Consider the following 19,639-nt stretch of genomic DNA (forward strand, 5'->3'; position numbering starts at 1 on the left):
GTAACCGCACGCCCTAAATGACAGCTGCCAATCTAGTTCTTTTTAGCGTGCGGGTGATGTGATGCTCAAACCAATCCCCTCACATCACCCTAGCTTGATTTTCTTTAAACCCAGCCGCGTTAATGCCCGTTCAAAAAATGGAACGAGGAAACACAGCCCTGCGGCGAATACAAGCGAACCAAATAGATCGATCGGCCAATGCATGCCTAACCAAAGTCGGCTCATGCCCACTAGCCCGGCCCACATTGCCAGCATCACAGCGAATACTCGATAACCTTCAGACAATAAAATCGCACCCCAGAATATCGCCGCGCATGCAGCGAATATTGTGTGCCCAGATGGGAACGAATAGTTCGTCTCCCCTTCCCAATGCGGCAATCGCCAGTCACTCACGCGCTCTTTCACCGTATCAATAACATCTACTCGCTCACTGCTAGACAATGCATAGAATGCAGCGGCAGAGTCAACTGAGCCTAAGTCCTGCAAGACATAAGTGTAAGGGCGAGGCTCTTTGGTAACGGATTTCAGTACGGTTTTAGTCACGAAGCTTGCGCCAAGCACAAAGGCAAAACATGACAAACAGACCAACACACGCGGGCGAGACCACCGAAGAAAAAATGGAATACTACAGAGTACTGCCGTGGTGAACAAAAACCCTTTTGAGCCCGCCGACCATGACACAAAAGAAAACATGGCACCCAGCGTGTTATTGACATCACCGACAAACGAAAAGCGCGTTGAAACAACCGCAGATAAAGACAAAAGCAGGCAAAGCAATACGGTACATATCAATCCGTATTTTTTCTGAAAAACCATAAATAGCGCGACCCTTTGCTTTTTAAAGACAAGATGAAATTGGACGCTCAGTCTACAGGCGTGCGAGCAGCAGCGTGTAAGAATACGGTGAATTCTCCGCGCATTACTGCCTAAAACACGCTCAGGTGACATCTTGTCTAAGAACACATCACTGACAGTGTTATATACCCGCCCCAGTCATCACTCAGCGCGAAACTTGATACAAATACCGGCAACAAGCTAATGTAGTACGAGCATACACAGCTCAGGACACCCCATGATTTCCCGCTACGGCTTCATCATAAAATCACCGGATTACCAGAACGATCAGCATCGGTCTGTGATTGAATCTCCTTTGTTTCGTTCAGAAATTCTCGGCGTGAGTTCAGATGAAGAAGCAATAAACGCAGCCAGACAGCTCATTACCAATGGCGCTCAAGTGGTCGAGCTTTGCGGTGGTTTTGGTCAAGAAAGTGCCGAGAAGATCATCGCTAGGTTAGAGAGCGATATTCCTATTGGGTATGTAGGGTTCTCGGAGCAAGAGGCGAAAAAGCTCGGTGGGTCAGCTTAATATGTTTATACCCGAACAGCCTGAAGATGCAGGATTCAGCAAGGTTCATGTTGTTTGGGTAGATGTCATTCAAGTCATGAAGATGCAAAAAGCCCTCAAGTGCTGAGGGCTGAAATATCGTTTATCGTTTTATCCAAGCATCTTGCCAGTTAGTGCCCACACCCGGCTCATAAGCACTTGGCGCTGCGCCACACCAAAGGTTGTAAGGCCACGGCTTGCACTCATAAATATCGTTGTTATTCACCACGGTATCACCTGCTACATACTGAGTTCCCGCAACATAGCTATCCCCAGTAGTTGGTGGCTCAGGCTCTACAGGGGGTTCAACTGGCGGTTCTACAGGTGGCTGGACAGGCGGTTCAACAGGAGTGGTGACACCGCAATCAGCCACGCCGATTTCTTCCCAAGGCCCCCACGGACCACTCGTCGAAGGATGCTCTCCCTGCGTCCACCATTTGGCTTTCCACAGCTTTCCGCCCCACGTTGCCGTGTCTTTTGGAAGGTATACAGTGTCTTCCTTCCAATCTGTTGAGCAGTAACCTGAGGTAGGATTGGCCGTTGCTGATACTGTGGCCTTGTAAACGGTGGTTGTTTTATCAACTTCAAACGTCATGGTTGCCGTTGCTGTACCCACTTCGGACGCACCAAACTCAATAGCGACCAGACAGGACTCATTACCTTGCAAAGTCGTGTTTGAACACGTGTCTTTGGCAATAACCGGAGGTGTCGCCACACCCGCACCTGAAACGCTTAATCGATCAACAGTGAAGGGCGAAAAACCCGCATTTTGGACAGAGAAACTGTGTTGTTTGGGTTCTCCAACGATGAAATCTGACAGGACTGTATTCTCGTCAAATGCCACGTGAACTTTGTCGCTACCACCAACAACAATGTCATCGACAAAGGTCTTAAGCGCCGCAATATCACTGTACACACCGTATTTTCCTGGACGCGCACAGCCTATTCCCCAGCTCACAATGCCTAACTGTGTTACGTTGCCGCCTCGATTGATCACGATTGGGCCACCGCTATCACCCTGACAGGAATCAATTCCACCTTGAGGGAGTCCCGCACAAAATGAAACACCACCGATAGACGTGTAATTCCCGCCTGCCAGACGGCACTCAGCATCGGAGACCAATGGCACATCGACTTCCTGTAAAACAGTCGGTGAACTCCCCCCTTCTGCAGTACGCCCAAGCCCTGCAACGGTTAGGAAATCACCATCTGAAGCATATTGATACAGCGACCCGCTCGCGATATCGACCGCCGTCAAACCTGCAGGAGCACTTGTTAATTTAAGCAGAGCAATGTCATTCGCCAAATTCGTCGTATTAAAGTTTGGATGAATATATATCTGTGACACATCGAGCCGGGTACCATCGGTGCCGTTGTAACGAGTCCCACCAATTTTAACCGCAATATGATTTGGGGCGTCCGTGTCTACACAGTGCGCTGCCGTCAAAACGAAACCGTTGCCAATATAGCTTGCGCCACAAAATGACCGGTTGCTGTTTCGGTTCACTATCTGGGTATAAAACTTCCAATCCGCAGGATTAGCATCAGTGCCACCAACAATACGTGGTGATACATCAGCAGTGTTGGGTGTTATTGTCTCTGCAGCCAAAAGACATGGCGCCATCATAGTGATGGTCAGCGCTATTTTTATATTTTTTTTCAATCGTTGCCCCTTGCAATATTCGCGAGCTTTATCGCTCCTCATTAAAAAAAGCAGAGGATTCACGGTGCTAACAACATGAAGGATAAGAGTCTTTTCTATTTGTGAGTGGTGTTATAACTCCCCAAATAATATCGATTACATTTCCAAAAATTTGGGGAGGGAACAACAAATGCCTGTCAAATCGTTCACGTTAAATCAACGAATGTTGCAATAAAACTGGGAGCGTGCGCATCGCAAAAAAAGCAGAGCACCTTTCGTCACCTGCTTTCTCTTCCAACACTCAACAATGCGATTCATGTAGGCTCGCCTTCGTGCCTTTTTGCTCATAAGTCATTCGATTTACCGCAACTTTTGCCAAGCACTGTGAGTTTTTGCAATCTACTGTAATGGAACGTAAATTCGGTATTCATGCGCTGACTCCCCTCGTAACATGCCCGAAAAACAACAACAGCCCTCAATGAAAACAGGCGGTAAATCTGGACTTTACATAACGTAATGATGATTTATTGCACGGGCATATAAACGGACACTTGGAGCTTGCGCATGTCGACACCCACTCAAAACAAACCAAAAACAGCGTTCATCAAACGATTCATGACATTTATCGTTAACTTCCCGCCGTATTTGTATTTTCCTGTTAAGCAGAAAGCACAAGAAAAAACCAACAGTGACGGAGTAAAATAAAGCGCCCAACCGGAACCAAAAAGCATCGACTATTCGGTGCTTTTTGTACCGTTAGCGCGAACAAGCACCGTAAATTTCACTTTATTCATACAGATGCGTTTGATAAATGATCACCACAATTAAATAAACAACTCATCACCTTAGCCTTCCATAATAGAAACATTATTCATTCTTTATCTATAAAGTTTTAAACTCGGGAACTTTGTATTACAAAAGAAAACAAGAAAACAAAATGACCTTACGCCGGTAATAAAACCTTCATTTAGCAGGTCACCAAGTGAATATCTAACTATCTTTGTTAAGTTATTTTCAAATCATAGGTGGGAAAAATGGGTAATGAGTCAGTTTCATCCATCGTTTCAACATTATTGACAGCCCCTGCTGAGGCTGTTGTATTTGCATCAAGAGAACAAAGGAAAATTTGGATTCAATGGTTACAGGACTTACAAAATATATTAGCTTCTACAGAGAATGAAGATGTACATAAAACGATCATTGAAAAGCATCTTCCTTTAGCTCCTCTGTGGAAGATGACAGCCCAAATATCATTAGGTATTACAATGCGTATTGCATCAATTGAGAGACGAGAAGGTGGTGTTTCTTTGGGGCTGGGTGTTGGGATGATTCAGGCAAGTGGTACTTTCGGTTTTTCGAGAGAAACAACATCGGAAAGTGTATTGCAAGCATTTGCAAATTACAATTTGACCAATGATTCCGAGATTTCACTAAAAGACTATTTAAGTATTATTGATGTAAATCAATTGAATAACAAAGATGATCTAAGTAAAGCTATTAGTAGATTAGGGCAGATGACTACACCACCCGCTTTGCCATGAAAACTATTCATATAGGAAATGCACATGTCGGATACAGATAGCACTAGCGAAGTTTGCAGGAACAGTTTGGACGACACCTTAATCGCACTTCAAAAGTCGATAAGCCGAGTTAATGAAAAATCGCTACCTCTCCCAATGGGAGGTGACAGACCCATCGCGTTAATTATTGGTGATATCGATTTTGAATTGGAGCTTTCATGTGATCAAGTCGAAGACAGATTAATCGTAAGTAAGGGCGGGACTATACATATGAAACTAAAGGGCACACTAAATACAGATATGGAAGTCAGAGAGGGAGACGAAGGTGACTAGAAAAACCAAGCTCAGTGGTGCCAGTGTCGGAAAAGTATTTGGCTCGGCTATTGAAGAGATCATTCGAACAGGGAAAAGACTCAATTTTAAAGGTGAAGTCGATCTAGGCGTTACTCTAAATACTTCCATTTCAGATGAAACAGGCGTGTTACTTGTCCTTTTTAAAGGAAACGATTCGACCAGCAAGAACATGCAAGTCAAACTGGCTACTCGTATTCGCCTCTCTGATCTACCTCCTAGATATGAATACAAAAAGCCACTTAGAAAAAACTACAAAGGGCAAGAGGTCATGGAACTCCAAGCAGCTCTAAATAGAGTGATCTCAGCAGGCTTGAAAGAAGACGGTAAATATGGAACTGAAACAATACATGCCGTAAAAACCTACCGATATTCCAAAAACACTATCGATTTTAACACTAAGCGGTTGATCAGTGGCAGTTGGGATAAGGATATTGGCTTACAACTTGAGCGCGACACTTAACAAAGCGGACGTGATACAGATCTTTTATTTCTAGGAGATATCACTATGACATTTACATTCACAAAACCACATCGTGATGTGGACAAAGTATTCATTCACTGCAGTGCAAGCGATTCCCCAGAACATGATAATTTGCAAACATTGAGAGAATGGCACGTCAAAAAAAACGGGTGGCGTGATATTGGATATCACTATTTCATTCACAAAGATGGCACTTGCTCTACGTGTCGTGATATTCAGAAAACCCCTGCAGCACAGTTAGGGCATAATACAGGCTCCATTGCGGTTTGCTTGCATGGATTGAAGAAAAATAATTTTACACAGCGACAATTTGAAACCCTCATTGATATGTGTCGAGTCTTCGACAATGCCTACAACAATCAACTAACCTTTCATGGACACTGCGAAGTTTCAACGAAAACATGCCCAGTGTTTGACTATCGAGAAGTACTAGGTCTCTCGCTTTCTGGTGACCGAGTTAACCGTCCAAATAGCTCTCCACAACCATTAGCACAGCCTTTGTTACAGCTAACAGACACAGGTGCTGCAGTAACATTACTCCAACAGGAACTGGCAAAAAAACTCAATATTTCTTTGTCTAGTGACGGCCACTTTGGACAACAAACAAAGTCCGCAGTACTACTCTTTCAAAAAAATCAGGGACTTGTGGAAGATGGAATTGTCGGCAAGCAAACATGGCAGCAAGTTCTCGCTTAGTACCCTTGCATCCCTCTTATGCATCGTTAACTGTCTATATCGACAATTAACATTACATAAGCAGAATTTTATTTTGGAGTCGTCCGTCTCGGAGACCAACCGGTGCATTTATCCTTGACCAATTGTCCTCCGAGAGGATGTCGCGTTTTAGAAATTGCTGTAACTGACCGCGTCATAAACTCACACAACTCAACCGTCGGCGCACGCCTTCCACCCAATCTCAACAATCCCGCTCGCCATATTCTCGCCACAATTGATCACCACATTGCCAGCCTGTGACTTTGCTGCTTTGGTTTAATGTCTTCTCGACTATCACTGGCTCATCAATTCGCAAGGAAGACTCATGACGGAATTACTCTTCGGGCTATTAGCCCTCTTGCTGCTCGCCATTTTTGGTTTTGGTGCATTTGTATTAGTAAAAACGGGAGTAAACCGATTAAACATCAATCTCGATTTACCAGAAGTACATGCGCGTAGTTCTCTGCTATTAAAAGGCGTGCTGGCTTTGACCCTTTGCTTACTGGCGATCGTGCCGCTGTCCATGGTGCATGATATGGCGAATGAGCGAGAGTATTTGTACAAAGATGTGGTAAATGAAATTGGTCAGTCTTGGGGAAGTGAGCAAACCTTAGCTGGGCCAGTGCTGGTGCTGCCTTACAGCTACATTGTTGTGCAAGAGGTAGAAACCACTGAAGGTGAAGTGCGGGAACGTCGTGTTCGCCATCACGACGAGTTAGTCATTCTCCCGAAAAGCCTATCATTACAGTCGGGCTTGACGCATGATTTTCGCACAAGAGGTATCTACCAGTCGTTGGTGTATCAAAGCGTGATTGAAGGAGAAGCACAATTTGCTTTTGACCTTCCGACGATTACAAACCTCGAGCACTTTTATTTTGACGCAGCGCGACTGGCATTTGGTTTGTCCGCTAACAAGGCGATTGATGGCGTCGATGTGTTTGAAGTGACGGGTGAAGGGGCGACTTCCGATGCAAGTTTAATGTCAGGAACTGGGCTAAACACGAACGCATTACAAAGGGGCTTTCATCGCCCTGTTTCTTTGGCTGAAACACCAATGCCGTTTACGCTACATTTTAAGCTTCGCCTTCGCGGTTCACAGGGTATCGGCTTTTTGCCTTTGGGCGAGAGTTCAACATTCCAACTTCATACAGATTGGCCACATCCAAGCTTTAGCGGCGCGTTGCCCTCAGCACGACACATCAACGAAGGTGGCTTTTCGGCAGAATGGGACATCAGCCATTTAAGCCGGAACTATCCGCAAGTTTTTGTGGATTCTTCCAACGTGAATCTAGAAGAAGCCAATGCCTATACTCAGTTGTTTCAGCCAAACACACACTACGGAAAAATTGAGCGATCACTCAAGTACGGCCTGCTATTTGTTGCCCTGACGTTTATCGTCTTGATGATGTTTGAACTCGGCGTGAAGAAGGACAACACACAAAGTTTGTCAGCGCTGCAATACGCCATGGTCGGCGCTGCCATGACACTGTTTTATCTGGTGCTGTTAGCACTTTCTGAACACATGAGTTTCACCATGGCATTTATGGCGGCGGCGAGTATTCCTTTGGTCAGCATTCCCGCGTATGTAGGCAGTGCCACGGGCAGCATGAGAAGAGGTGTGATCATGCTTTCCATGCTTATGGGTTTGTATGCTCTCTTATATTCCATCCTGCGACTCGAAGATTACGCCTTACTGATGGGCAGTGGTTTGTTGGTGGCGGTGTTGTTGACCTTGATGTTTATGACGCGGAAAGGAGGGTAAACGTCAGAATGGAAGGAGGGTGGATAATGGCTATAGAACAGATTCGAAATCCACAATGCCGCCCTCTCCTTCTCAATATATTTCACCATAGATCCCTATTGGGATCATTGGCCTCGACCCACGCATCGTCCTCTCTCGCTTCTAAATACAACTGCAAACCGTTGTATGTAGCGAAAGCGACTGCGCCGCCTAGGTGTTGGAAATCATCAAAGTAATCATCTTCAAGTGGGCAAAGTTCAGAGAGCGTATGCGCGCCTTTTTCCATCGCCCATTGAATCGCGAATGTTGGGGCGATAATGCCTGACACCGTGACTTCGACAATGGACTGGTTTTGGACGCTTTGGGCAGTTCGAATACGTTCGGCTTCGCGGTCTTCCGCTTCTTGAACGGCAATATCGTCGATGATTTGAGTACGACGAGCAGGCGAAATTCGTTTGTTCAATTTGGCGATTTTCAAGGCGTAATCAAATCGCGCTGGTGTCACTATCTCAACCAATTGTGTGAGCAATTCTTTATCAACGCTTGTTCCGCTTACAAAGAATTCAATACACGTACTGAGTGAAGAATAGCGCATGCCGTTGAATTCAAAACCGCTTGTGTCATCCATGTCGTCTAACGGAAGGCCGTCGACGATCAGTGGCCAACCCTCAAAGGCGATTCGCTGTTTGGCGATTTCATACATGTGCCATGCACTTTCACCAAAACCGCCCAGAATTGATCCCGAAAACTCGCTATCTTCAAGCTCTTCTCTTGTCCAGTTTTCGCCGATGGCAAGATGCTTGGTGTATTTCGAGATAAGCGCTTGTTTAAGATGCGCACGTAACCGCCAAATCGAATTGATGTCACGAGGGTGGCTAAACGCATCACACTCTTTACATGCAGGTAGAGCCAGCATCGGATGTTCCACGCTTTTGTTAGCTCGGCGAGGAAATGGCAGGACTTTCGAGGCGGGCTCACCACAAAACCAGCAGATATGACGCAGGTTGAATGGAATATCTATCAATGAGTGTGAGTCTAATGAATGTGAGTCAGTATGCATGGCGGTTTTTACACGAGAACGAATCCCCGCAGTTTACGTGGTAATCACGCCAATGTATCTACAGTCTGCGTGTTGAATCCCGCATTGTTATTTTGGCTGACAATGAGAGGATACGGTTTGCGACAAAGTATCCCTTATTCAAAGTATTGAAAGGTGGATAAAATTCCTGTGAGATAGAATGACTATTTCTACAAGAATTTGCCTTGAATTGAACGCGCTGATAGCCTCTGAAATCAAGTATCTTCAGGTTGTTTGAGTGTATGCTTCGAGGCAGACCACGAACCATGGATAACACATGCAACTGATTAAGATCGACAAAGCACTTTACCGTTCACGCTTAAACATGGTGATTGTCGCTTGTATCGCGAGCTTAGCAATCTCAAGCTTGGCGATCTCTCAGACGTTGATTTACCTCTTCCCAGATGAATCTGGCAGCCATTTTCACTGGAACTTACTCGGTGTCATTGTCAGTACTGTGGGCTTGGTGGCAACGCTACTCAAACTAAAAACACACCCTAAAATGCGCGAAGTTGCCTATATTTGGGATCTTAAACAAGCGTTAAACCTAATCTATCGTAAAAACCGAAAACTGCTTGCCGCAGCCAAAGAAGGCAATGCTGATGCCATGCTGGCGCTACAATTTAGCTACGCAGGCTCCCGCCAGTTGTGGCAACTTGATGACAACACCATCACCATGAGCAGCCTCAATGACGCACAATCAAAGCTTGATGAATGGACTCAGCAATACAATGTGACGTTAGATATTACGAACTATCGCTCAGAATCACTAAAGGCGTTTTGATCGAAGGCGCCGAGCACTCTAAGGTTTGCCTCCAACGGTGATTCAGCATCAACACAACGTTGAATGAACACCAACAAGTAGAGGCCGCCTTTCTGATACTTCACTAAAAATCAATGATTCCCCCTCCCTCAGCCCTTGAAAGCGGACCCAATCACCTCCATTTTCATTCACAGTGAACCTCTGCACCGTCACGCGGTCTCAAACAGGTCAATTTCCTTTGTTTTTGAATATCCAAGGACAAGAATATCTATGTTATCTGATACATTTCAACGCCTTAATGCTTACCTGCAAAGTCAGGTTATCGGCCAACCTGAACTGGTTAAGCAGCTTCTTATCGCTTTATTGGCTGACGGCCATATCTTGGTGCAAGGGCCGCCGGGGCTAGCAAAAACTCGCGCCGTCAAAATGCTCGCGGACTGTATTGAGGGTGATTTCCACCGCATTCAATTTACGCCAGATTTGTTACCTGCCGATTTGACGGGCACAGACATTTTCCGCCCTGAAACTGGCGAATTCACCTTCCAGCCAGGGCCGATTTTCAATTCTTTATTATTGGCTGATGAAATCAACCGTGCCCCCGCCAAAGTGCAAGCAGCCATGCTTGAAGCCATGGCGGAGAAGCAAATCACAGCAGGTCGCAAGACCTATGCCTTGCCAGAGCTCTTCTTGGTGATGGCAACGCAAAACCCCATTGAGCAAGAAGGCACGTATCCCCTGCCAGAGGCTCAGCTTGACCGTTTTTTGCTGCAACTTAACGTGGAATATCCCAACGCCGATAGCGAACTTGAGATCCTTCGTCTTAATCGCGGCGAAGCCCAAGGCGTGGAAAAACAAGAACCCGTGCTGCTGAAACAGGACAGTATTTTCGAGGCGCGTCAGGCAGTCCTTGGCATTCACATGGCTGAGGATGTTGAGAAATACATTATTCGTTTGATCATGGCGACCCGTGAACCTCATCGCTACAGCGATGATTTAACCGCGTGGCTGCAAATGGGTGTCAGCCCTCGAGCAACCTTGGCGCTTGATCGCTGTGCCCGTGCACACGCTTGGTTAGCAGGTCGAGATTTCGTCACCCCCGACGATGTTCAAGCCATGGCCTACCCAGTGCTTCGTCACCGCTTGCTATTAAGCTATGAAGCACAAGCCGAAGGCATTGCCGCCGACAGCGTGGTGAAACACTTGATTGAGCAGGTCGCCAGCGTATGAGCCTGACAGACACCACCGCGGTTTTGCCTCCACACTGTGACGGCGTCAACGTGGGTCTGGCTGAGCTACTGCATTACCAGAAACAAGCAGTGCGCTGGCTTCCGCCTGCGTTAAGTATTTGGTCGCAGTTAAGCGGTCAGCATGGCAGTCGCCAGAAAGGGCGAGGCATGAATTTTTCCGAGGTGCGCCCTTATCAATCTGGCGATGACATTCGCGCCATTGATTGGCGGGTAACAGCACGAACCGGAAAAACCCACACCAAGCTGTTTACCGAAGAGCGTGAACAGCCCGTGATGCTGATGGTTGATCTCAGTGCCAGCATGAAGTTTGGCTCGCAGCTTATGCTCAAATCGGTGCAAGCCACCCATTTTGCCAGCTTGCTCAGTTGGTTGGTGGTCAGCCAGCAAGATCGCATTGGCGCGGTAATTTACAACGGAATCAAAGTGCGCGAATGCAAGCCTACCGCAAGACGACAAGGAACATTGCAGATCATCCATGCGCTAATGGAATCCCATAAAGAAATGCTGGCGGCGGAAAGTCACGCTGCATCCAACGAAGGTTGGCAAGCGGCGCTTCGCCATTTGCATCATTTGTGCCCCAAAGGCAGCGAGATCGCCATTATTAGTGATTTTTACGCCCTTTCGCAGCACGATAAACGCAGATTGAGTCAGCTTCGCCAGCACAATCGTATTCAGTTTGTGCAGATATCCGATCCTCTCGAACAAGGGCAAACCGCGTTTCGTGGTCATGAATGGGTCTCTGACGATCGCAACACGGCATGGCTGGATTTTTCTGCCCGTAAAACCCGAGAAGGGTTAGCGCAGCAATACCAGCGCCACCAGCAATTCATTGCTGACATGGCACGTTCCTTGGCGATACCTCTGCATACGATCAGCGCCTCACAGCCGTTATTGCAGCAGATTGGCAGCACGCGACGCGCCAGTGTGCGCGCCACGAACACAACACTAGGTTAAACACGATGAAGGCATTGTCATAACCATGACGAACTCACCCTCAAATGCATTACCACTGGCTGACATACAGCTCCAGAATGCCCCTGGGCTCTGGCCGCTCGCGTGGGGCTGGTGGTTATTGATTGTCGCGTTATTAGCAGCGGTATTGCTGGCTGCCATTTTACTGCGCAAAAGAGCGAAACGCGTTCAAGCTAGAAATGAAGCGCTCGTTGAACTCACGCAATCAGACTCTCTCTCCAAGATTAACGCGTTGCTAAAACGCGCTGCTTTGAGCTATTTCGATCGCGATCATGTCGCGAAGCTGACAGGCACTCCATGGTTGACATTTCTCGACAGTCAATTGCCCGCCACAAAACACAGCTTTATGGCTCATGACGAACTGTGGCAAAAAGGCATCTTTGCCAAAGAGGGGCTAACAGATAGCGAACTGGCTCAGTGCAGAACCTTGGCGGCACATTGGCTCAAGCATGCGCTACCGCCTAAAGCTTCGTTGAACGTAATCAACAGCAAGGAGGCAAACCATGTTTGAGTTTGTCTGGTGGTGGGCGTTCATTCTGCTGCCCTTGCCCTTGCTCGTTTATAAACTGGCCAAGCCTGTTCCTACACCTGCTGCCATTCATTTGCCGCGCTTGCCAACAGGTTTGGGTGGTCAACACCAGCGCAGCCGTTTTAGGCCCATCATCATGACCTTATTTTGGGTCAGCTTGGTGGTCGCAGCTGCACGACCGATTTGGTATGGCGACCCAATACAAATCCAACCCGAGCATAGAGACATGATGCTGGCAGTCGATTTATCCGGCTCAATGGCGATGGAAGACATGGTGATGTCCAACGGCAGCACCACAGATCGCTTGTCTGCGGTCAAAGATGTGCTTGCGGATTTCATCACTAAACGCGAAGGCGACCGTGTCGGCTTGGTGCTGTTTGCCGATCATGGCTATTTGCAAACGCCGCTAACGCTTGATCGCAATACCGTGGCACAACAACTCGAACGCGCCGTGTTAGGACTGATTGGCGAAAGCACTGCCATTGGTGAAGGGCTAGGTGTTGCAACCAAAACCTTCATTGATAGCCAAGCCCCGCAGCGAGTGATTATTTTGCTCAGTGACGGCGCAAACACCGCGGGTGTGATTGACCCATTGGAGGCAGCGCAACTGGCGAAAGACAACGATGTGACCATTTATACCATCGGGGTCGGTGCAGACAGCATGATTCAGCGCAGCTTTTTTGGTTCTCGTCGCGTGAATCCTTCGCAGGACTTGGATGAAAAAACGCTCACCGAGATCGCCAAAATGACCGGCGGTGAATACTTCCGCGCCCGCGACCGAAAAGAGCTAGAAACGATTTACCAACTCATCGACCAGTTAGAGCCTATCTCGACCGTCCAACAAACATGGCGACCACGAGACGAGCTGTTCCGCTTCCCGCTTGGGCTTGCACTGGCGTTGTCTGTCGTCATCGTTGTACTAAGGAGACGTCATGGCTGATTTTACGTTTATGCATCCCACATGGCTGCTGGCACTTCTGCCGCTTGCCTTACTCCTTCCTTGGGTTCAAGGAAAAGCCCAAAAATCGGGATTGATCGCGCCGCATCTCTCGGCGCTGCTGTCAGGCAACCAAGCCACTAACAATAAACCCAAACGCTGGCCCACTGTGGTGTTGGCTTCTGCATGGGTGCTTTCTGTCATCGCATTGGCTGGCCCTAGCTGGCAAAAGACCGAGCTACCCGCGGTAAACCTTGCCGGCGCTCGTGTGTTAGTCATGGATATGTCACGTTCCATGTATGCCACCGACATTGCTCCTAATCGTCTCTCGCAAGCACGATTCAAAGCGCTCGACTTGTTACCGGGATGGAAAGAAGGCAGCACAGGTTTGGTGACCTATGCGGGTGACGGGTATATCGTGAGCCCACTCACCGAAGATGCTGCCACGCTAAAAAACCTGATCCCGAATCTGTCTCCGGCAATCATGCCAATCCCCGGTAGCAATACTGCGGCGGGTATTACCCAAGCGATGGATTTATTGAAACAAGCCGGATATGCGCAAGGTGACATTGTATTGATCACCGATGGATTGAGCCAAAGCGAATCCAAAGCCACGCTTAAAGCACTAGATGGCAGTGACTATCGCGTATCCGTTTTAGCAGTTGGCACCCAACAAGGCGCGCCAATCAAGCTACCGAACGGAAAAATGCTGGAACAAAATGGCACGCCAGTTATCGCCAAGCTCGATCTCAATACCTTGCAAGCTATCACCAAACAAACCGGTGGAATCTTGCAGATTTGGCAAGCTTCAAATCGCGATGTCGATAACTTAGTCGCCTTCACTGCCAAACCGCTCGACGGAAAAGCGGACGGCAAAAACAAAACCATCGAAGAGCGCATTAACGATGGGTTTTGGCTGATCATTCCTATCATGTTGCTATCGCTATTTGGCTTTAGAAAAGGTGTGGTATTGGCGGCTCTGTTTGTTGTAATGCCAATTAAACCCGTCTCTGCGGCGGCATTTAAAACCGATGACCAGCAGGCTTACGAACAGTTCGAATCTGGGGATTATCAAGGAGCTGCAAGCACATTTGCTTCGCCTTCTTGGAAAGGGATCGCTCAATACAAAGCGGGGGATTTCAATGGCGCTATTGAGACTTTATCCGCGCTGACCGATCCGGTTTCTCAATACAACCTCGGCAATGCCCTTGCACAATCGGGCGACTTAGAAGCCGCACAGGAAACCTACGAATCGCTACTGAAGCAAGATCCCAACAATGCAGATGCAAAACACAACTTGGACGTTGTGAAGAAGGCGCTAGAGCAGCAACAGCAACAGCAACAGCAACAGCAACAAGATCAGAATCAAAACGGCGACCAGCAGCAAGACGGTGAAGGCGACCAATCTCAAGATCAGCAAAACGGTCAGCAAAATGATCAACCACAAAATGGTGACCAATCAGGTCAGCGCCAAGATTCACAAGGGCAAGACCAGCAGTCTGATCAACAAAGTTCGTCATCGGATCAAAGCCAGTCGCAGAACGCTGATGCCAACGAGCAAGATGGCGAATCGCAACAAGGCAACGACGCACAGCAAGGCGAAGCCAATTCTGCCCCGCAAGAACAAGCTCAAGGCCAAGACGGTGAACAAGACCAAGAAGGGCAACAAGGTGAGCAAGAGCAGCAGGAAGGGCGGGAAGGACTGGAAGGAAAACCTGAACAGAGCGAGGAAGAAGGCGATCAGCCCGCTGCGATAGCATCTGAATCTGGCGAATCAGGAAGCGGCAGCGATGCGCTAACCGCCAGCCACCCTGTGCTGAAAAAGCTCGAGCAAGTGAACGATGATACTGCCGCGCTCATTCGCGCCCAGCTGATGCTTCAAGCACGTGAAAAAGACATGCCCAAGCCTGCGGAGAATTCATGGTGATCACGGTCATGCCAATAAGCAAACCAGTCAATCGCTACCAAGCCATGAGCAAGCTGGTGTTAAACAAATTAGTGAACAAGCCAATTGGTGAAGAAATAAATGGGTGAGCAAAACATGAAACCTCAGAGATTTTCGCTGATGTCCCCGATTCTGCTGGTACGGTCTCTGCAAGTACTGTGGCGACCAGCAAAAGCCGCCATGCTTATCGCTGTATTGGCGTTAAGTACATTGCCAAGCGTGGCATTTGCAGGAGTTGCTGAAGCGACAGTATCGAAGAATGTCATCGCATTAGGTGATGCACTGCAACTGACCGTCTCTGTCGATGAGAGTGTGAGTAACGACGCCCTTGATCTGTCTCCGTTAGACAAAGATTTTATCTATGGCAGACCGAGCGTCAGCAGCAATACGTCTTATATCAATGGTAATTTCTCGCGCACCACCGTTTGGCGTGTGGCAATTGCAGGTAAACGCGTGGGCAATGTCACCATTCCGTCACTCACTATTGATGACATGACCACAGAGCCGATCACGGTTCAGGTTGTTGATGCCGGAGACAAAGGCGCTCAGGGTGATACACAAGCAGTAGAGGTCATTGCTACTCTTGATCGCCACGACGGATATATCGGAGAAACCTTCAACTATCGCGTGCGCTTAATGATTGGCACTCGGCTAGACTCCCCTGCGTTGCAAGCACCGTTCGGCGAAGGGATGGATGTTGCGCAAGTTGGGGATGACGTGCAAGCAGAGGCGGTCGTTAACGGACGCCGTTACGTGGTGATCAGTCGCCAGTATCAAATCACCCCAACACAAGCTGGCGAGCTTACCCTCGAAGGTGCCGTATTCAGCGGCACGGAAGTGAAAGGAAACAGTTGGGGATCGTCTGTTGGCCTACCCATCAGTCGCCAAGCGAATAGCCTAACACTCAACATCGCGCCAAAGCCTGCGGATTATAAAGGCTTGTGGCTACCAACCCCCGATCTTGATCTCACTCAGCGTTGGGAGCCAAACACACTCAGTGAGAGTACCAACGCCCAAGTCGGCGAACCTATTAATCGCGTGATTTCATTGAAGATCAAAAACATCGCCCAAAGCGCGATGCCAAATCTCAATTTGGATTACCCCACCAGCGTGAGCGTGTATTCAGATAAACCGGAATACAGCGAAGACGGTGATTACACCGTGATGACGGTAAAACAAGTGATTATCCCGCGCCAAGCAGGAGACGTAACCCTACCGCCGTTGTCTATCAATTGGTTTAACACCTCACGCAAGCTGCCAGAAACCAGCAAGATTGAGGGCCTGACGCTGTCAATCGAAGCGGGAGAGAATACGCCGAACACGCAACCTATCATGCCAGATGTTGCGTTAACGCCATCAGCACCAGCACCAAGCAATAGCGAAAACGTGGTGATCACTGCTGGATACTGGCCGTGGGCGACAGGCTTTTTTGCCGTTTTATGGTTAGGCACGCTCGGCATGTACTTGCGCCGCCCTAAGGTTATGGTGCCACAAAACAATGCTACCGCTCGCCAATCAATAAAAGGCACAGACAATGCTCTGCTGGCATTGAAAACGGCGGTGAATGCTAACGATGCCGTGGCAGTCTCTACCCACTATCGCAACTGGCAAAACGGCCATTTACCCTTCGAGTTACGCGAGGGTATTGACGCTGAAATTAGCGCCATGATGGCAAGTCGATACCGCCCACAAGCAGAAAGCTGGGATAACAGCGAATTGCTCTCATTACTCTCGCAAGCCGAGACAGTGAGCAAAGACAGTGCTAAAAAAGCGACGAAGAAGGGAGGCTCACTCAGCGAGTTAACCCCCTAGAATTGCTTGACTAACCCTCTAAAAACCGGACAGAAACGTCCGGTTTTTTGTTAAATAACGGCTCGGTTTACCGTCAAATTTCTCGTAGCAAAAACGAAACCCTCGCGAGTTATCAATACCGACCACAAAACATTGATTCTCAATTCAATTGGCGCGACCATAATCTCATTCTGTATGGTGTTGGCAGTAGCGCCTATGACTCCAAAGACACACACATCACGACGAGTACCCATCATAGTAGGTACCTTTGTATTAGGGATCAGCAGTATGGTTTACCTTCATTTGGGTGAACCGTCACAGCTGTTTTCTGCACCAAGTAACTTCGTCATGCCGAAATCAGAATCCTTCGTTACACCTCGTTTCGATGCCCTTCAAACCCAATTAAAAGCCGACAAGCAAAACGGGAAGCTGTGGTTTGAACTGGGCCATGAATACATGGCAAGGGGAGAGTTTGATAACGCCTCAACGGTGTTTCACTACGCGGAGCGTTTATCAAGCGATCCAGCTGCAGATATTTTTTCTGCACAAGCCACCGCTCGCTATTACGCCAACAAACAACGATTCGATGACCAAGTACAAACTTGGTTAAATGAAGCGCTAAAACGCGCCCCTAACAATGCTTCCGCACACATGCTTATCGCATCGGATCATTTCCTGTCAGCAAGATACCCATTGGCGATCGAACATTGGGAAACCATTCTTGATGCCAATCACCCCGACATTGACCGGGTGGCTATTATCACATCCATACATCAAGCCAAACGTATGCTGTAAAAAAGGCCAGCTTTCGCTGGCCTTGATTCTCATCACTCACTTTATCGGCTTAATCGATAGACCTAGCCCTATTAATATGACGCCTCACGGACTTTTGCATCTTCATCCCACTGAGGAACCACAGTTTTCAAGAACTCTGCTTTCTCCGTGTTCATGGTTTCCATGTCCATACCCAATACTGCCTGCGCTTTCTCTTTCGTAGAAATATCCGGTATCTGAACAGGCTCTGTGATGCCCTTCGTCGCGAGTAGGCGAGCCAACTTGGTTCGCGCATCTGCTGCACGGTCTACAGCTGTACCCAAGGCTTTTAATGCAATCTCAGGGGCATGCATATGAACGCCATGTGACGCTATCGCATAATCCCAACGCCATTGCGCATGACGAATATCTTGAAGGATCGATTCCATTTCAACATCGCTAGCACCCGCATCCCACGCTGCTGCTGCTTCAAAGTGCGCAGCCACAATATGCTTTTCAGCCGTAAGCTTCATGTTCAGCACTTGTGCTTTACGCGTCGACACAATTTCCAACATGGTGTCTTTACTTTGTGTATGACACTGAGCACACGTATTTTCGAACTGATCAAATGGGTTGCCAATTTTGTGGCTGGTGTACACCTTACCTTCAGGGGTTTGTACTTTCGGCATGTGGCAGTCAATACAACCGACATCGTTTTTGCCATGTATACCATCACGCCACGTTTCAAACTCTGGGTGCTGCGCTTTCAGCATCGGCGCTTTAGACAATTTATGCGTCCAATCTTTAAAGCCAATCGCGTCAAAGTAATCTTCCATTTGATCGACATTGGTACCTTGCGCCCAAGGGAAGGTGACCGCTTTGGTCGGCCCCGAGAAATAGTACTCAACATGACACTGTCCACACACTTGAGCCTGTTGAGTAAAACGGGATTGTTGCTCAAACGGTTGATGAATACTGTTCATGGCCCTGTCTGCATACGGGCGTGACAACTTCAGTGCTGGTTCGCCTCGCTCAAACGCTTCGCTTTTTGTATCGTGACAATCACCGCAACCTATCGTATTGCTGATTTCGTCGCCAAGACGTGACCATTTTCCCTCAAAATAACCGTCTTCGCCGCGTTCCTCGATTAACCTAGCAACATCAGGACTTTTACAGCTCCAACATGCCATTGGCATCGGACCTGATTGCGCATCTTTCGGCGCGCCGGTGCGTAACGTGTTTCGAACATCATCTAACGCATAAAAGTGGCCACGTGCTTTATTGTAATCTTTTGCAAAGCCATAACCCGCCCACATGATGACCATGTTGGGATCTTCAGCGAGCGCATCCTCTAAATGCTTACTCTCGCTAGTGGCTTTCCACGAGTCATATTGTTCAGGGAAGGTAGATTGATAGACGTCATTACGCACTTCAATGCGTTTTGTGTCTGGGGGGGATGTCTCTGCCAATACGGTTGAGGAATAACCAAGAATCGAGATCCCCATTACCGCACTCATGATGCAGGCAGACATGATACGAGTTGCCGACTGAATGCTCACAGCATTGCCTCCAATATTTTTTAATTTATCGTCCTACCAGCGTTGTGAGTTCAGGTATGCAGACAATGCAATTGGAGTTCTAAATAGTGTAGCGAATTCCCACACATAATCTGTGACATTTATTTCATCCTTGGGTGACATTCACAATTTCATAACCTGATTTTGCAGCCTATTAATGGGAATGATTTTTGTTTATAGCCCAAAATTGATGTGCATCATTAAAGGTGTA

At 47.9% G+C, this 19,639-nt stretch carries 19 protein-coding genes; 15 read left to right on the forward strand and 4 right to left on the reverse strand.

Translation table 11 applies throughout. The features are described 5' to 3' along the window. Window positions 1–84: 84 nt before the first annotated feature. Window positions 85–816 carry a phosphatase PAP2 family protein gene (locus tag LRP50_RS18160; protein ID WP_274165865.1) on the reverse strand — a complete coding sequence of 244 codons (732 nt, stop codon included), beginning with the start codon at window positions 814–816 and terminating at the stop codon, window positions 85–87. A gap of 256 nt (window positions 817–1,072) precedes the next feature. On the opposite strand from LRP50_RS18160, the gene LRP50_RS18165 reads away from it, so the two are divergent. Further along, complete coding sequence (locus tag LRP50_RS18165; protein WP_274165866.1) at window positions 1,073–1,366, forward strand: DUF6506 family protein; 294 nt, start codon at window positions 1,073–1,075, stop codon at window positions 1,364–1,366. Window positions 1,367–1,487: 121 nt separating this feature from the next. Here LRP50_RS18165 and LRP50_RS18170 read toward each other — a convergent pair whose 3' ends face one another. Then, complete coding sequence (locus LRP50_RS18170) at window positions 1,488–3,011, reverse strand: trypsin-like serine protease (RefSeq protein WP_274165925.1); 1,524 nt, start codon at window positions 3,009–3,011, stop codon at window positions 1,488–1,490. 579 nt (window positions 3,012–3,590) lie between these two features. Between LRP50_RS18170 and LRP50_RS18175 the strand changes: the two genes are divergently transcribed. The 6 genes from LRP50_RS18175 to creD all read left to right on the forward strand — a co-directional run bounded on the left by LRP50_RS18175 (window position 3,591) and on the right by creD (window position 7,857). After that, on the forward strand, window positions 3,591–3,731 hold the full coding sequence (locus LRP50_RS18175) for a hypothetical protein (RefSeq protein ID WP_274165867.1): 141 nt from the start codon (window positions 3,591–3,593) through the stop codon (window positions 3,729–3,731). 329 nt (window positions 3,732–4,060) lie between these two features. Next, window positions 4,061–4,567, forward strand: a complete 507-nt coding sequence (locus LRP50_RS18180) for a hypothetical protein (RefSeq protein WP_274165868.1) — start codon at window positions 4,061–4,063, stop codon at window positions 4,565–4,567. 24 nt (window positions 4,568–4,591) lie between these two features. Further along, a complete protein-coding gene (locus LRP50_RS18185; RefSeq protein ID WP_274165869.1) occupies window positions 4,592–4,879 on the forward strand; it encodes a hypothetical protein in 288 nt (95 codons plus the stop codon). Beyond that, the gene (locus tag LRP50_RS18190; RefSeq protein WP_274165870.1) at window positions 4,872–5,360 is read left to right on the forward strand and encodes a peptidoglycan-binding domain-containing protein; all 489 of its coding nucleotides are present in this window, start codon (window positions 4,872–4,874) and stop codon (window positions 5,358–5,360) included. The genes LRP50_RS18185 and LRP50_RS18190 overlap by 8 nt, the downstream gene beginning before the upstream one ends. Before the next feature lie 45 nt (window positions 5,361–5,405). After that, a complete protein-coding gene (locus LRP50_RS18195; protein WP_274165871.1) occupies window positions 5,406–6,077 on the forward strand; it encodes a peptidoglycan recognition protein family protein in 672 nt (223 codons plus the stop codon). Window positions 6,078–6,420: 343 nt separating this feature from the next. Beyond that, window positions 6,421–7,857 (forward strand): cell envelope integrity protein CreD, encoded by a 1,437-nt coding sequence (gene creD, locus LRP50_RS18200; protein WP_274165872.1) that lies wholly within the window; start codon window positions 6,421–6,423, stop codon window positions 7,855–7,857. Between the two features lie 82 nt (window positions 7,858–7,939). Here the strand turns inward: creD and LRP50_RS18205 are convergent, their stop codons facing one another. Beyond that, window positions 7,940–8,896, reverse strand: coding sequence for a hypothetical protein (locus tag LRP50_RS18205; RefSeq protein ID WP_274165873.1), 957 nt, complete (start codon window positions 8,894–8,896; stop codon window positions 7,940–7,942). Window positions 8,897–9,191: 295 nt separating this feature from the next. Between LRP50_RS18205 and LRP50_RS18210 the strand changes: the two genes are divergently transcribed. From LRP50_RS18210 to LRP50_RS18245, 8 genes are all read left to right on the forward strand, one after another. Next, on the forward strand, window positions 9,192–9,698 hold the full coding sequence (locus LRP50_RS18210) for a DUF3087 domain-containing protein (protein ID WP_274165874.1): 507 nt from the start codon (window positions 9,192–9,194) through the stop codon (window positions 9,696–9,698). A gap of 249 nt (window positions 9,699–9,947) precedes the next feature. Then, window positions 9,948–10,904, forward strand: a complete 957-nt coding sequence (locus LRP50_RS18215; protein WP_274165875.1) for an AAA family ATPase — start codon at window positions 9,948–9,950, stop codon at window positions 10,902–10,904. Then, a complete protein-coding gene (locus tag LRP50_RS18220) occupies window positions 10,901–11,878 on the forward strand; it encodes a DUF58 domain-containing protein (protein ID WP_274165876.1) in 978 nt (325 codons plus the stop codon). Before LRP50_RS18215 ends, LRP50_RS18220 begins: the two co-directional genes overlap by 4 nt. Window positions 11,879–11,903: 25 nt before the next feature. After that, window positions 11,904–12,407 (forward strand): DUF4381 domain-containing protein, encoded by a 504-nt coding sequence (locus tag LRP50_RS18225; RefSeq protein WP_274165877.1) that lies wholly within the window; start codon window positions 11,904–11,906, stop codon window positions 12,405–12,407. Further along, a complete protein-coding gene (locus LRP50_RS18230; protein WP_274165878.1) occupies window positions 12,400–13,365 on the forward strand; it encodes a vWA domain-containing protein in 966 nt (321 codons plus the stop codon). Before LRP50_RS18225 ends, LRP50_RS18230 begins: the two co-directional genes overlap by 8 nt. Next, window positions 13,358–15,289, forward strand: a complete 1,932-nt coding sequence (locus tag LRP50_RS18235; RefSeq protein WP_274165879.1) for a vWA domain-containing protein — start codon at window positions 13,358–13,360, stop codon at window positions 15,287–15,289. Before LRP50_RS18230 ends, LRP50_RS18235 begins: the two co-directional genes overlap by 8 nt. Before the next feature lie 114 nt (window positions 15,290–15,403). Continuing rightward, the gene (locus tag LRP50_RS18240) at window positions 15,404–17,119 is read left to right on the forward strand and encodes a BatD family protein (RefSeq protein ID WP_274165880.1); all 1,716 of its coding nucleotides are present in this window, start codon (window positions 15,404–15,406) and stop codon (window positions 17,117–17,119) included. Between the two features lie 267 nt (window positions 17,120–17,386). Next, window positions 17,387–17,893, forward strand: a complete 507-nt coding sequence (locus LRP50_RS18245; protein WP_274165881.1) for a TPR domain-containing protein — start codon at window positions 17,387–17,389, stop codon at window positions 17,891–17,893. Window positions 17,894–17,964: 71 nt separating this feature from the next. Here the strand turns inward: LRP50_RS18245 and nrfA are convergent, their stop codons facing one another. Further along, window positions 17,965–19,383 carry an ammonia-forming nitrite reductase cytochrome c552 subunit gene (gene nrfA / locus LRP50_RS18250; protein ID WP_274165926.1) on the reverse strand — a complete coding sequence of 473 codons (1,419 nt, stop codon included), beginning with the start codon at window positions 19,381–19,383 and terminating at the stop codon, window positions 17,965–17,967. Window positions 19,384–19,639: the final 256 nt, after the last annotated feature.

The organism is Enterovibrio gelatinilyticus (genome assembly GCF_028683095.1).
Taxonomy (GTDB): Bacteria; Pseudomonadota; Gammaproteobacteria; order Enterobacterales; family Vibrionaceae; genus Enterovibrio; species Enterovibrio gelatinilyticus.